Here is a 13,607-nt window from a genome sequence, read left to right as displayed (position 1 = left end):
AGAGGCGGTTACTTTCCGAAGTAGGGCACGATCAAGTAGATGCCGAACAGCACGGCGAGTCCGCAGATGCCAAAGCATACGGCCGCCAGGGAGCGAACGAGTCCGGGCGACTTCTGCTGGGCGTCACCGGCAATTGCGGTGAGGCGTACTCCCAGGGAGTAGAGAACCACCAGGGTCACAGCAGCAACGAGCGTGACGCCGGCAACCTGAAGCAATTCCAGCCACTTCATCGCTGCACATCCTTGTTGTTGACGGACTTTCGGGATTTCTTTTTCTTGCTGAACTTCACGGCGTGGCCGGCCTCTTCAACTTCCACTGCGTTGTGGTGGCCAACATGCGATTTACGCGACGCAACAAACATGAAGACGACGGCGGCGCTACCGACGACCGCGGCAATGACGACACCCACGACGCCGATGTTCACCAGGAGCGCGGTAAGCCCACCCACGATGGCCGACGCCGGCAGGGTGAACAGCCAACCCAAAGCGATCTTGCCGGCAGTGCCCCAGCGAACGGAGGTGCCCTTTCGGCCCAGACCTGAGCCAATGACGGAACCGGAGGCGACCTGCGTGGTGGAGAGCGCGAAACCCAGGTGGGAAGAAGCCAGGATGGCTGAGGCCGTGCTGGTTTCGGCCGAGAAGCCTTGCGCCGGCTTTACTTCGGTCAGGCCTGAACCCATGGTGCGGATGATGCGCCAGCCGCCAGCATAAGTGCCGATGGCGATGGCCAAAGCACAAGCAGCCACGACCCAGAACTGCGGACCGGATCCCGGAGCCTGCGTGCCTCCTGCAATGAGGACCAGGGTGATGATGCCCATGGTCTTCTGGGCATCGTTGGTGCCGTGTGCGAGGGCTACGAGGCTGGACGTGAAGATCTGGCCGGTCCGGAAACCACCGCGCTTCTGCGTGAGCTTGTCACCCGTTTCGGGGTCGTGCCGGGAGGTCAGCGCGTAGGCCAGGCGGGTGCAAAGGTACGCTACGGCCCCGGCGATGAGGGGTGCAAAGACAGCTGGCAGGATCACCTTCTGCAGCACTGTTTCAAAGTTGATGGAGTGCAGTCCGATACCCACCACCGCGGCGCCGATAAGGCCACCGAACAATGCGTGCGAGGAACTGGAGGGCAGGCCTTTGAGCCACGTGACCATGTTCCAGAGGATTGCACCCATCAGACCGGCGAAGATGATGTCCGGTGTGATGTGGATTCCGTCCGAGCCTTCCCGGATGAGTCCCCCGGAAATGGTTTTTGCCACTTCGGTTGAAAGGAACGCCCCAACAAGGTTGAGCACGGCTGCCAGGGCAACCGCCGTCTTGGGCTTGATCGCCCCCGTAGCGATAGGCGTAGCCATCGCATTGGCTGTGTCGTGAAAGCCGTTGGTGAAGTCAAAGAATAGGGCCAACGCTATGACAAGCGCGACCATGAAGGTGATTTCCACCTGTTGCCCAATCTGCAGAGTCGACGTTCAGCAGTTCCACTTCCCCATACCTGCCATGCACAGCATAGTTCAGCCATTGTTCACCTGACTGGACTTGCCGCACTCTATCCGGCGGGCTTGAAACCTTAAGAATCCTACGTGCCAACCACCGAGCGGCCAAACAGGTACCGTCGCTTCGGTCAACCGAGGAAGGTACGGACCGCGGCAAGATCGCGGCGGGAGAGTCCCTTGCGTGGATCCGGTGAGATGCAAAGCACACGGTCCTGGTGGTATTCAGCCCAGGAACGGGCGTCTGACTCCTGGCCAAGTTGGTCGTCAAGCCACACGAAGCGCTCGGCTCCCATCGCGGCCAGGTCCTTCTGGAGCGCCCCGAGTTTCCACCATTCCGCGCTTTGGTCCCACCCCTGGCTGGTAAGGACAGGCCAATCCTCGCCCTTCAGTCCAATGGCAGGACAGAGAAACTCCGGGGCAAGGCGTTCCCAGGTGGTGAGCCATACAAAGCGGGCGAAGGGATGCTCTGCCAGCTCGTTGAGTTCGGCCACTGCCTCGGGCGCGAACGCGACGTCAAGGATGCCGGCGTCGGCGATTTTCCATTCACCACCCCAATCAGTGACGCCCTGGGGGCCGAACGGGTTCACCACGCCGTCGACGTCCAAATATATGGACACCGGCATGTTGGAGGCCATGGTCGTCCTCCCTTCCCCGCGTTCCGGTCTACCAAGCCCAGCGTACGGCACTGCGGCGAACGTCAGGGGAAAGAACGTGCGGGGCGAAATCATTCGCTTGACGTTCGTCATGGAAGTGATAATCTCGAAGGTATGGAAAAGCCCCCAGTCCATTCCTCCCAAAGTGTCCGCCACATAGAAGACTCAGTGCGCACCGATTTCCGGCATGCAATGTCCTATGGCGGTTATCTGGACCTGGACCACCTGCTCAACTCGCAGCATCCGCTCAGCCAGCCCGAGCACCACGACGAACTGCTGTTCATCATCCAGCACCAAACCAGTGAGCTGTGGCTCAAACTCGTCCTGCATGAGCTCCTGGAAGCCCGCAGGCTTTTTGACCAGGACAACCTTGGCAAGGCGCTCAAATGCATCGCCCGCGTCAAGGCCATCCAGCGCACCATGACAGAACAGTGGTCGGTCCTGGGCACGCTCACGCCCCGCGAGTATGCACAGTTCCGCGGATTCCTGGGTAGTTCCTCAGGTTTCCAGTCGTATCAATACCGCGGGGTTGAATTCCTGCTGGGCAACAAAAACAGGGGCATGCTGCGCGTTTTCGAAAGCGACCCCGAAGCACATGCGCTGCTCAGCCGGCTCCTGGATGAACCCACCCTGTACGACGCCTTCCTGGCGGTGCTCGCCCGGGCCGGATACGACATCCCGGCCGACATTTTGGAGCGGGACACCAGCGAGCCTTGGACGTTCCGAAAGGATCTGGTTCCGGTCTTCCAGAAGATCTACGAATCGGATGATACCCAATGGGGCCTATACGAGGCCTGCGAAGACCTCGTGGACATCGAAGACAACTTCCAGGCCTGGCGGTTCCGGCATCTGCGCACCGTCCAGCGGACCATCGGGTTCAAGGTGGGCACCGGCGGCTCCTCAGGTGTCGACTTCCTCAAACGCGCCCTTGACCTCACCTTCTTCCCCGAGCTGTACGCCGTCCGTACTGAGATCGGCAACTAAGCAAACACCCGCCAAGCATTTCCCAAGGAGGGAACCATGACTACTGCCCAGCAGACCCAACGGCCAACGTCGGCCGAGCTGGACGCCGCAGATCCTCTCGCCGCCCAGCGTGAGGCCTTCTACACGCCCGACGCCGGCCAGCTCACCGCTTATCTCGACGGCAACTCGCTCGGACGTCCGCTGAAGGCAACCGCAGCGAACCTCCAATCCTTCGTCCATGATGCCTGGGGCAGCCGGCTGATCCGCGGCTGGGACGAACAGTGGATGGATGAGCCTACACGCGTGGGCGACCGCATCGGCGAAGTGACTCTTGGTGCCGCTCCCGGGCAGGTCACCGTGGGCGACTCCACCTCGGTCATGCTGTACAAGCTGATCCGGGCAGCGGTAGATGCCCAGCCTGGCCGTGACGAGATCATCATTGACAGGGACAACTTTCCCACGGACCGCTTCATCATCGAAGGGATCGCCAGGGAACGCGGGGCAAGCATCAAATGGATCGCCACCAACCCCGCAAGCGGCGTTCGTGCGGCGGACCTTGACGGGCTCCTTGGCGAGCGGACCGCCGTCGTGGTTCTTAGCCATGTGGCCTACCGCTCCGGGTTCCTTGCAGACGCGAAGGCAATCACCGGCAAGGTGCATGCCGCAGGTGCCCTCATGCTCTGGGACCTGTGCCATTCCGTAGGTTCCGTGCCGTTGGACCTTGATGCCTGGGACGTCGACCTGGCCGTTGGCTGCACCTACAAGTACCTCAACGGTGGTCCGGGCTCCCCCGCATTCGCGTATGTCAACGCCTCACGGCAGAACCTTCTCCAGCAGCCCATCTGGGGGTGGATGGGTGCGGACAATCCATTCGGCATGACGGATTCATACCGTCCCGCCGAGGGAATCCGGCGGTTCATCACGGGTACTCCTCCGGTTCTTGCCATGCAGCCGATCAAGGACATGGTGGAGCTGATCGCCTCTGTGGGCATGGATTCGGTCCGGGGGAAGTCGGTCAAACTCACCGAGTACGCGATCGCCCTTGCGGACGAGCTCCTGGTTCCACTTGGAGTAGAAATCGTGAGCCCCCGCGACGCTGCCGAGCGCGGCTCGCATGTCACGGTGGACCACCCACTGTTTGCCGATGTGACGGCCAAGCTGTGGGAGCGGGGCGTCATTCCAGATTTCCGTCCTCCACATGGCCTGCGCATCGGATTGTCTCCCTTGAGCACGAGCTACGCCGAGGTTGAGCTGGGAGTGACAGCTATCCGCGACGCCCTCGCCGAACTGCTGTGAGTGCCGTTCTTGACGATATGGACTCCCGTCCCGGGAGTACCACGTCGTTGCTGCGAACCGTCATCGGCTTGTACCTGCGGGAAGCGGGCGGTTGGATGTCGGCCAAGGACATCGTCGTCCTCATGGAAGCCCTTGGCACGTCCGGCACAGTGACCCGGACGGCCCTGGGCCGCCTGCGGAAGAAGGACGTTGTCCTTCAGGAGACGCGCGACGGGATCCCCGGTTTCACGCTGACCGAAGGAGCCGCATCCATGCTGGCCCGCGGCGACCGCAGGATTTACAACCCCACCAGCATGTCACCGTCCGATCCGTGGTGCCTCGTCTCCTTTTCGATTCCGGAGACGGAACGGGAGAAGCGTCATCAGTTGCGGCGCAGGCTCCACTGGATTGGCTGCGGGACGGTGGCCGCCGGCCTGTGGATCTGCCCGGATACCCTGCGCGGCGAGGTGGAGGAAATCCTCGCCGACCTCGAACTCCGGGGAATGGCCACCCTCTTTGTGACGCAAACCCCGCTGGTGGGCGGCAGCCTGGAGGATGCCGCCTCGAAGTGGTGGGATCTGGACGCCGTAGCGGAGCTATACAAGGACTTCATCCGTGAGCACGGGGCTGCCGTGCCCGCCCGGGACGGCGTCGGCATCGATGCCGGCGCCTTTGCCAGGTATGTCCAATGCATTGACCGCTGGCGGATCATCCCCTACCTCGACCCCGGGCTGCCCGGGACATTCCTGCCCGAAGACTGGCCCGGGGCCCAAGGAACTGCGTTGTTCAAGCAGATTATGGACGCCTACGCACAACCAAGTGCGGACTTCGTGCGCCGCACCTTGCAGGGAAGTACCGCGGTTACTGTTTCCTAGCGGCCACTCCGCGCCAGTATGGCTCGCCGAGCTCCTTGATGGGCGTTCGTGCCGTCTCGCGGGAGTAGAAGGCGGCCACGCCGGCGATCGCCATGCAGACGACCGCGAAGCCCGCTACAGGTAGCCAGCCATCGTGTCCCTTTCCCAAAAGAATGCCTGCGATCAGTGGGCCAAATCCAGCCACCACCAGGCCCAGCTGGTTGCCCAAAGCCATTCCTGAATAGCGGACCGGAGCCGCAAACAGCTCGGCAAAGTAGGCTGGCCAGATGCCGTTGAAGCAGGAATACAACAACGTCATGTTCGCGAAAGCCGCAGCAAAGACCAGCAGGATGTTGCCCGTGGACAACGCACCGAAGTAGGCGAAAATCGTAACCGAGCAGCCGAGGGCAGCCGTGAGGAGAAGCGGCCTGCGCCCCACTTTGTCGGAGAGCTTTGCAGTCAAGGGCATCACGAACATGGACAAACCAATCGCAACGGCGTTGACGGTGAGGATCGACGCTTTGTCGAAACCCGCAGTTCCTGTGGCGTAGGACAGGCCGAAGACCGTGAAAATAGTCTGCATGACGGACATGATGGACATGCCCACCACCCGGATCACGTCTGCTGACTGGAAGCGCAGGACCTCCCGGAGTGGCATGGGCGCAACCACTTGACTGGCCTTTGATTCCTCGAATTCCGGCGTCTCGTCCAAGTGCGTGCGGACCCAGTAGGCGATTGCCAGCACCACGATGGACAGCCAGAACGGGACGCGCCAGCCCCAGCTCATGAGTGCTTCGGTAGGCAGCGCAGCTACGGGGATGAACACCAGCGTTGCGAGGACCATCCCCGAGGCGTAGCCGGTCATGACGAAGCTCGTGAAGAAGCCACGGCGGCCTTCCGGGGAGTGCTCCAGGGTGAGGGTAGATGCGCCCGCGGACTCTGCACCCGCCGAGAAGCCTTGCGCCAGGCGGCCGACCACCAGCAGGATGGGAGCCCAAACGCCAATCTGGCTGTAACTGGGCAGGAACCCGATGCCAAGGGACGCCGTGCCCATGACGCCCAGCGTGATGAGGAGGATCTTCTTCCTGCCCAGTTTGTCGCCGAAGTGGCCCATGACCAGGCCGCCTACCGGCCGGGCAACATAGGCGACTCCAAAGGTGGCGAACGCGCCTATGAGTCCCACCGCAGGGTCCTCGGACGGAAAAAACAACGGACCGAAGACCAGCGCGGCAGCGGAACCGTAAATGAAGAAATCGTAGTACTCCAGGGTGCTGCCCAGAAACGAGGCAAGTGCGGCTTTCCGTGGTGTTTTTTGCAGTTTTTGCGGCTGGCGGGTGGTGCTTAACATGGCAATTCTCCTTTGAATGGCAACGTGCTGCGGCCAGGGCTACAGCGGAAAGTCGACGGCGATGATCTGCTCGCTGTTGCGGAACGAATACTTCTTGAGGGGCTCATGCAGGGGATGGGTGTTGTAGGCCTCGATGTCTTCCACCGCATTGAAATCGGCAACAATGGCGTAGTCGAAAGAGCGCCCTTGCTGGAGGATGTCCGAGCCGTGGGTGAGCTTCAGCAGCCCCGGAATGTTGCCCTCCATCCGGTCAAGGCCCTCGATCCAGGCTGCTTTGTCCATCGGCGGGAAATCCGGTTTGAACTTGAACAAGACCGTGTGGCGGATCATGCGCCCACCCCCGCCGGGACAGCCTCATACTCCGCGGATTGGCCTGCCAGGGTCCGGCCTGCCAGGTACCCCATGGTCATGATGGGTCCCAGGGTCGCGCCGGCTCCGGGATAGCCCGCAGCGTAGGCATTTTCTGCAGTGTTTCCTGCGGCGAACAATCCAGGAATTGGTTGTCCGTCCACGTCCAGTACACGCGCGAGGCCATCCGTCGCCACGCCACCATTGCTGCCAAACGCACCATTGACCACCTCCATCGCGTAGAACGGGCCGGTTTGCAGCGGACCGAGCGAGGGGTTTGGCCAGGGGCAATCGTCGTCTCCCCAGTATTTGTCGTAGGCACTTTCGCCCCGGCCAAAGTCGGGGTCCTCTCCCTTGACTGCGAACTCATTGAAGCGTTCGACCGTCGCCTTCAGGTTCCCTGCGGGGACGCCGATCTTCAATGCCAGTTCTTCCAGGGTGGGCGCCTCGATCAGGTAATTCGGCGTGGGCTGGCCCGCCCTGTGCGCGAGGACCCCATAGCGTTCCAGGTAGCTGTAGTCGAAGACCACGTGGGCCGGAGTATTCAGGGTCTGGTTGTTGGGCGAATCCCACGACTGCAGGCAGCGGGCGAGATCGTTGTAGTTCTGGGATTCGTTGGCAAAGCGGCGGCCGTGGCGATTGACCATGAGCGAGCCCGGTCCCTGACGTTCAAACCGGAGCAATGTGCCAATGGGTGCGCCGTCGCGGGTGTCGCCCGTAATGGACATGGGCGCCCACCACGCTTCACGGGTTGCCCTGGTCTGGGCACCGATCCGTTGCGCCATTTTTAGGCCGTCTCCAGTGTTGGAGGGCGGCGAGCACATGATGTACAAGCGTGAAGCCAGGAGCGAGTCCGCCAAAGCCTTGTCCCATTCGAAACCTCCGGTGGCGAGGACTACGCCGTCGTTGGCGTGGAAAACTTCACCCGACTCGAGTTCGACGCCCGCTACCCCGCCGCCGTCGTACTGCAGCCGGTGGCCGCGTGCGCCGACTACGAGCGCAGCGTCATCGCGGACCAAGCTGGCCAGCAACATCGCCACCAAGGCCTGACCCTTGGCCACGAGGCCCCGCTCTTGCCGCTGGGTGAGTTCTTTCCAGGGGAACTTGGTGAAGGCGCCCCATGTCTCGTACTCCTGCATGGTGAACGGTGCCCGGCCATCGGAACGGACGTGGGCTGCGAGTTCGCCGAGCGCCTCCCGGATGTTGAACAGCTCCGGCTCCACCGTCCTGCCGCCTTCCACCGAGCCAGCGAGATCCTGCCGGTAGTCGGGGAAGTTGTCCAGGAAGATGAACCTGACGCCGCACTCGTCCTCTGTGAAACGGAGCATGGTGTCGCCGTAATCCAAAGCTGCATCCAGCAGTTCTTCCCGGCCGCGGCCGCGGGCCACGGCCCGGACGTAACGGGCGGCCGCACTCTTGGAATCGTTCAGTCCGGCCGCACGTGCATGGTGGTTGTCGGCCACCCAGAGCATGCCGCCCGAGACGGCGGACGTACCGCCCAGCAGCTGGGTTTTTTCAAGCACGACGACGGACTTGCCGGCCCGCGCGGCAGTCGCCGCTGCCGTCAAAGCGCCCGCGCCGGAACCAACCACTACTACGTCGTAGGTATCGGAACGTGTGCCGTTCAGGAATTTCATGATGGTGCCCCTCTGGAAAATTGTGGTGGTGATGGTCAGACAGCTGTGTAACCGCCATCGATGACGAGCTCGGAGCCCGTGGTGAATCGGGATTCATCGGAAGCCAGGTAGAGGACTCCGTACGCAATTTCGTCCGGTTCACCCTGGCGCGGGAGCGGGTTGCCGCCCACGAGCTGCCTGTAGTAGGCCTCCGGTCCGATGTCTGATTGCTCAGCCGAGCGTCGGCTCATCCTGGTGTTCATGGAACCCGGGTGGACAGAGTTCACCCGCACGCCATGGACGCCATAGGCTGCGGCATCGGACTTGCTCAGGAGCCGGACGGCACCCTTGGTCGCATGGTAGAGCGGAACATTACGCCCACCGGTGAGTCCGTGGATGGATGAGAAGTTGATGATGCTCCCCGACTGCTTGTCGATCATCCCCGGGACGATGTACTTGGTCATCAACCACACGCCCTTGACGTTGACGTCAAAGATCACGTTGAAGTCGTCAAGGCTTGCGGTGTGGCTCGCTCCCGCTGGTCCAATGATGCCTGCGGCGTTGACCAGAATGTCCGCAGTGCCGAGATCCGCGGTGAGTTGCCGGACAACCTCGGCGACACTCGATTCGTCGGTGACATCGACGGCGTACTCCCTGACGCCCGGGTGGCTGGCCCCGCCGGCAGTGCCTGCCCGGTCAAGGCTGGCGACCACTGCTCCATGATCCGCCAACAGGCGGGCCGTTGCACTGCCCAGGTCTCCCCTGCCTCCCGTGACCACGGCCACCTTGCCGGCTACGCGTTGTGCCGTCAATCCTTGAAGTGGCTGCGTTGCTGTCTCCATGACCAGCTCCTCCTGCCGCGGCATTGCGGCTGCTCAAAATCGTCTCGACTCAAAATCGTCTCGACTCAACATCGTTTCGACTCAATACCGTTTCGACGCAGGGCAGCACGGAATTGCCCGTTGCGGCTTCGTTTTGTGGTTACCGGGCGAGTTGCCCTGCTTGGGTTCCACTGTGCCAGCGCGCCTGTGAGAGGAACCACAGCGTTACCGATGAACGGGAATCAGATGTTGCCGTTGCTCTGCCGCAAGGCGCCTTTGAGTTCGCCGCGCCACCCCAAAGCACGCGAGATGCCGCGGGCCGCCGTCATCAAAACGGGTACCCGGGTGGCGGCATTTTCTTCATTCCGCGGGACGACGACACTCAGCGCGGCCACCACCTTATTGGCGCGGTCAAAGACAGGAACTGCGATGCCGCTCGACTCGGGAACGATGATTCCGGGCATGGAAGCGAAACCACGCTGGCGGATGCCCGCCAGATGGCGGCGCAGTACAGACGGATCGGTAAGTGTCGAGTCCGTGAACTTTTCCAGGGGCCTGGACAGGAAGAGGTCCTGGTAGGCAGCCGGAGAGTGGGCAAGCAGCACCAATCCGGACGAAGTCCCGTGCACGGGGAGGCGCCCAGCGACCTTGGTGATGTCCACCATGGAATCCCTGGAACCGATCCGCTCGATGTAGAGCACTTCATCCGAATCCAGGATCCCCAGCGTTGTTGAATGCTGAACCACGGACTGGACGTCCTCCATGAACGGCAGGGCGGCTTCACGCAGCCCCACCATCCGGGAACTCCTGGAGACGAGTTCCCATAACCGGGTGCCGATGCGAACCTCGCTGTTGGCTTCGCGTTCCAGCAGCCCCTCCGCGAGCAGCTCATCGACCAAGCGGTACGTCGTGGTGACGGGGAGCTTTGAACGGCGGGCAAGGGTGGCCACGCTCATGGTGCGGTGTCCGTCGTCGAAGGCTTCCACCAAGCGGACTACCCGACGGATAACGGACTCCCCCGACGGCGAATTGGCCATCTCAGGCGCCCGACTTCACCCGGGAAACGAAGCGGAACCGGTCGCCGCGGAACGTGCTGCGCGTCCATTCGACAGGGACCCCTGCAGCATCCCGCGCCAGGCGGTGGACCACCAGCAACGGCGCCCCCATTTCGATCCCGAGCAGCCGGACGTCCTCCGGTCCAGCCAGTGCTGTCTCCACGGTGTCCTCGACGTCGGAGATATGGATGCCGTAAATGTCGGCCAGGGCTGCATAGAGAGAACCGGCCTTTTCCAGGTTTGCCTTGAAGCGTGGCAGCTTGCCCGGTAGGTAAGCGACCTCGTGGGCCAGGGGTTCGCCGTCGATCAAGCGAATTCGCTCAAGGCGTGTGACGCCATCGCCAGGATCGATTCCCAAATGCGCTGCGACGTCGACGTCCGCCTTGGCCGCAGCCAGGGACAGGAGGTTGGAGTCAGGCCGCAGGCCTTGGTTCCTTGCGTCGTCGGAGAAGGACGTGAGCTGCCGCACGTGGGTCATCTTTGGCGGCGCCACAAAGGTGCCATGGCCCTGGATGCGGCCCAGTTTCCCCTCCGCGACGAGCTCGCTGATGGCTTGCCGAACGGTGGTGCGGGACGTCTTGTACTTCTCCGCCAGAGCCCGTTCCGTGGGGATGAGGGTGCCCGGCTGGAGTCCGGCGATCGAGGCAAGCAGCTCGGTCTTGAGGACGTAGTACTTGGGCATTGCCGCCGCGACATCTGTGGACATATTGGACATCCTACTTGTAGACAAGGTGATTGGTCTATGCCAATCTAGTGCAGGTTGGTCTAAACCAATTTCGGAGAATCTCCGCTGAACCCCTACTTTTCCACAGATCCAAGGGACAAAGATGTCGATCCTGCAAGACCTACGGCAAACACCCAAGCTCGGGCTCCTGGTGGGCGGCGCCGCCGCCACCATCGGCGTGATTTACGGCTACGACATGTCCAACATCGCCGGCGCCCTGCTGTTCATCACCAAGCAGTTCAGCCTCACAACATCCCAGCAGGAACTTGTGACCACCGCAGTGGTTGCCGGAGAGGTGCTGGGAGCCCTGGTGGGTGGCTGGCTATCCAACCGCGTGGGCCGCAAGGCGTGCATGGTGGGCCTGGCGATCGGATACGCGCTCTTCGCAGTGCTCAGCGCCATGTCCAACGATGTGCCGACACTGCTCATTGCCCGACTACTGCTGGGCCTCACCATCGGCATCTCCGTGGTGGTGGTTCCCGTGTTCGTCGCGGAGTCGGCGCCGGCGAAGGTCCGCGGCGCCCTGCTGGTTGCGTACCAGGTGGCAACCGTTTTCGGCATCATCGTTGGCTACCTGGCGGCCTACGCCCTGGCAGGCACTGGCTCATGGCGGTGGATGCTTGGCCTTGCAGCGATCCCGGCAATCATTGTGCTCGCCATGGTGGTCAAGCTGCCGGACACTGCCCGGTGGTACATGATGCGGGGCAGGACGGTGGAAGCCAGGCGGACCCTGTCCGCTATTGAGCCCGGGACAGACGTCGACGCCGAATTGGCAGAGATGCAGCGGGCTATCAGCGAAGAACGCGGCGGCGGCCTGCGCGAAATGCTGCGCGTTCCCTACCTCCGCGCAACGGTGTTCGTGGTTGGCCTGGGCTTCTTCATCCAAATCACCGGCATCAATGCCGTGGTCTACTACAGCCCCAGGATCTTTGAAGCCATGGGTTTCAGCGGCAATGCAGCGCTCCTGTTGCTTCCCGCGGCAGTGCAGGTGGCCTCGCTCGTCGCTGTCTTTGTTTCCCTGTCATTGGTGGACCGTCTGGGCCGCCGCCCGGTGTTGTTGACGGGCATAGGCATGATGGTGGTGGCCAATGTCCTGTTGGTAGGTGTCTTCATGGCCGGCCAGGACTTCGGCGGCCTGCTCACCGTCCTTGGCTTCCTTGGCGTTCTTCTTTTCACGGTCGGCTTCACGTTCGGGTTCGGTGCACTGGTGTGGGTATACGCCGGCGAGAGCTTCCCTTCCCGGCTCCGCTCGCTTGGTGCAAGCGCGATGCTGACCTCCGATCTGGTGGCAAATGTCCTGGTGGCAGCGTTCTTCCTGACCATGCTCCAGCGGTTGGGTGGTGCAGGCACCTTCGCAGTGTTCGGTGTTCTGGCTATCCTCGGCTTTATGTTTGTCCGCAAGTTCGCTCCCGAGACGAAGGGCCGCCCCTTGGAGGAAATACAGCAGTACTGGGAAAACGGTGGGAAGTGGCCGGAGGCCGAAGCGGCCGGACACATCCCCGCACAGGAAGACACCGAACCGGCGGTTGTCCGGTGACGCCGGCGGTGTTGGGCCTTCATATTGGAGGTTCCAAGACACATGCTGTCCGTTCGGAGCTGGATTCGGGCCCAGGCCAGGGCACGGAACCAAGCAATGAGGCACCTCTTGAGATCACCGAGGCGAGCGCCAACCTGTCCTCAGTGGGTCACCAGGGAGCAGACGCCGTGCTGCGGCGGATCGCGGCGGCTGTCGGTGACGGTGTCCAGGCGGTTTGCGCCGGTGCCGCGGGGGCTGATACGCCTGCCAGCAGGGCAGTCCTGAGTGCTTTGCTGACCGAGCGCTTTCCGGGTGCCAGGGTCGAGGTGGTCCATGACACCCGCATCGTCCTCGCCGCAGCAGACCTCGACGCCGGAGCGGTCCTGGTCGCAGGCACCGGCTCGGTAGCCTGGGGCCGGAACCGGGAGGGACAGGAGGCGCGCAGCGGAGGCTACGGCTATTTGCTCGGCGATGAAGGCGGAGGATACTCCGTGGTTCGTGACGCGGTCCGGGAGGCCCTGCGTGAGTACTACGCGGGGCTGGAACCCGGCACGATGGTCAGCGCCCTTTTGGCTGCGACGGCGAGCGCGGACGCGCTGCAGCTCATGGATCTTTTCTATGCCAAGCCAGAGCCGGACCATTGGGCTGGCCTTGCACCGTTGGTCCTGGATCTTGCGGTTGAGGGTGATCCCGCTGCGTTAAGGATTCAAGCCGAAGCCGCGCATTCCCTGGCCACGTTGGCCAGGCAAGTACTGGGCGAGCTTGGATTGGACCTGCCTTTGGTGATGGCTGGTGGTCTCCTGGTCAATCAAGAACAACTGGCAGGCGCTGTTGCCCGCAAGGTTGCCTTGGAGGATCCCTCACTGATCAGGATCCTGGGCCAAGCCCCGGTGCACGGCGCGGTAAAGCTGGCCCGGCAATTGATCGCTCCCTGACTCCCAGAGATTTTGT

General features: G+C 62.5%; 14 protein-coding genes. 5 read left to right on the top strand and 9 right to left on the bottom strand.

What is annotated here, in order from left to right; genetic code table 11:
* Positions 1–8: 8 nt before the first annotated feature.
* The 3 genes from AC6I99_RS11400 to AC6I99_RS11390 form a co-directional block, all read right to left on the bottom strand.
* Complete coding sequence (locus AC6I99_RS11400; RefSeq protein WP_216925815.1) at positions 9–230, bottom strand: hypothetical protein; 222 nt, start codon at positions 228–230, stop codon at positions 9–11.
* Positions 227–1,432 carry an inorganic phosphate transporter gene (locus tag AC6I99_RS11395; RefSeq protein WP_224090181.1) on the bottom strand — a complete coding sequence of 402 codons (1,206 nt, stop codon included), beginning with the start codon at positions 1,430–1,432 and terminating at the stop codon, positions 227–229. Before AC6I99_RS11395 ends, AC6I99_RS11400 begins: the two co-directional genes overlap by 4 nt.
* 179 nt (positions 1,433–1,611) lie before the next feature.
* Positions 1,612–2,118: an HAD domain-containing protein gene (locus AC6I99_RS11390; RefSeq protein WP_224090180.1), complete on the bottom strand. Its 507-nt coding sequence runs from the start codon at positions 2,116–2,118 to the stop codon at positions 1,612–1,614.
* A gap of 132 nt (positions 2,119–2,250) precedes the next feature.
* Here AC6I99_RS11390 and kynA point away from each other — a divergent pair, with 132 nt between their 5' ends.
* Genes kynA through AC6I99_RS11375 form a run of 3 tightly spaced genes read left to right on the top strand, consistent with a single transcriptional unit; the run spans position 2,251 to position 5,249 of the window.
* Positions 2,251–3,120: a tryptophan 2,3-dioxygenase gene (gene kynA / locus AC6I99_RS11385; protein ID WP_497945074.1), complete on the top strand. Its 870-nt coding sequence runs from the start codon at positions 2,251–2,253 to the stop codon at positions 3,118–3,120.
* A gap of 36 nt (positions 3,121–3,156) precedes the next feature.
* A complete protein-coding gene (gene kynU, locus AC6I99_RS11380) occupies positions 3,157–4,395 on the top strand; it encodes a kynureninase (protein WP_497960981.1) in 1,239 nt (412 codons plus the stop codon).
* Positions 4,392–5,249, top strand: a complete 858-nt coding sequence (locus AC6I99_RS11375; RefSeq protein ID WP_497960980.1) for a PaaX family transcriptional regulator — start codon at positions 4,392–4,394, stop codon at positions 5,247–5,249. The genes kynU and AC6I99_RS11375 overlap by 4 nt, the downstream gene beginning before the upstream one ends.
* On the opposite strand, the gene AC6I99_RS11370 is transcribed toward AC6I99_RS11375, so the two are convergent.
* The 6 genes from AC6I99_RS11370 to AC6I99_RS11345 all read right to left on the bottom strand — a co-directional run bounded on the left by AC6I99_RS11370 (position 5,236) and on the right by AC6I99_RS11345 (position 11,131).
* Positions 5,236–6,576, bottom strand: a complete 1,341-nt coding sequence (locus AC6I99_RS11370) for an MFS transporter (RefSeq protein WP_497960979.1) — start codon at positions 6,574–6,576, stop codon at positions 5,236–5,238. The genes AC6I99_RS11375 and AC6I99_RS11370 overlap by 14 nt on opposite strands.
* A 39-nt stretch (positions 6,577–6,615) precedes the next feature.
* Positions 6,616–6,906 carry a Dabb family protein gene (locus AC6I99_RS11365; RefSeq protein WP_497960978.1) on the bottom strand — a complete coding sequence of 97 codons (291 nt, stop codon included), beginning with the start codon at positions 6,904–6,906 and terminating at the stop codon, positions 6,616–6,618.
* Positions 6,903–8,561: a 4-oxocyclohexanecarboxylate 2-dehydrogenase gene (gene chcC1, locus AC6I99_RS11360; RefSeq protein WP_497960977.1), complete on the bottom strand. Its 1,659-nt coding sequence runs from the start codon at positions 8,559–8,561 to the stop codon at positions 6,903–6,905. Before chcC1 ends, AC6I99_RS11365 begins: the two co-directional genes overlap by 4 nt.
* Positions 8,562–8,596: 35 nt before the next feature.
* Complete coding sequence (locus AC6I99_RS11355; protein WP_497960976.1) at positions 8,597–9,382, bottom strand: SDR family NAD(P)-dependent oxidoreductase; 786 nt, start codon at positions 9,380–9,382, stop codon at positions 8,597–8,599.
* Between the two features lie 221 nt (positions 9,383–9,603).
* Positions 9,604–10,398, bottom strand: a complete 795-nt coding sequence (locus AC6I99_RS11350; RefSeq protein WP_497945081.1) for an IclR family transcriptional regulator — start codon at positions 10,396–10,398, stop codon at positions 9,604–9,606.
* 1 nt (position 10,399) lies between these two features.
* Entirely contained in the window at positions 10,400–11,131 is a 732-nt protein-coding gene (locus AC6I99_RS11345) for a GntR family transcriptional regulator (RefSeq protein WP_497947085.1), read from the bottom strand.
* A gap of 112 nt (positions 11,132–11,243) precedes the next feature.
* Between AC6I99_RS11345 and AC6I99_RS11340 the strand changes: the two genes are divergently transcribed.
* The gene (locus AC6I99_RS11340) at positions 11,244–12,677 is read left to right on the top strand and encodes a sugar porter family MFS transporter (protein ID WP_497945082.1); all 1,434 of its coding nucleotides are present in this window, start codon (positions 11,244–11,246) and stop codon (positions 12,675–12,677) included.
* The gene (locus AC6I99_RS11335; protein ID WP_497960975.1) at positions 12,608–13,591 is read left to right on the top strand and encodes an N-acetylglucosamine kinase; all 984 of its coding nucleotides are present in this window, start codon (positions 12,608–12,610) and stop codon (positions 13,589–13,591) included. Before AC6I99_RS11340 ends, AC6I99_RS11335 begins: the two co-directional genes overlap by 70 nt.
* Positions 13,592–13,607 lie beyond the last annotated feature (16 nt).

It is taken from the genome of Arthrobacter sp. TmtSoilC77 (genome assembly GCF_059739415.1).
This window is presented reverse-complemented; position numbering and strand designations above follow the sequence as displayed.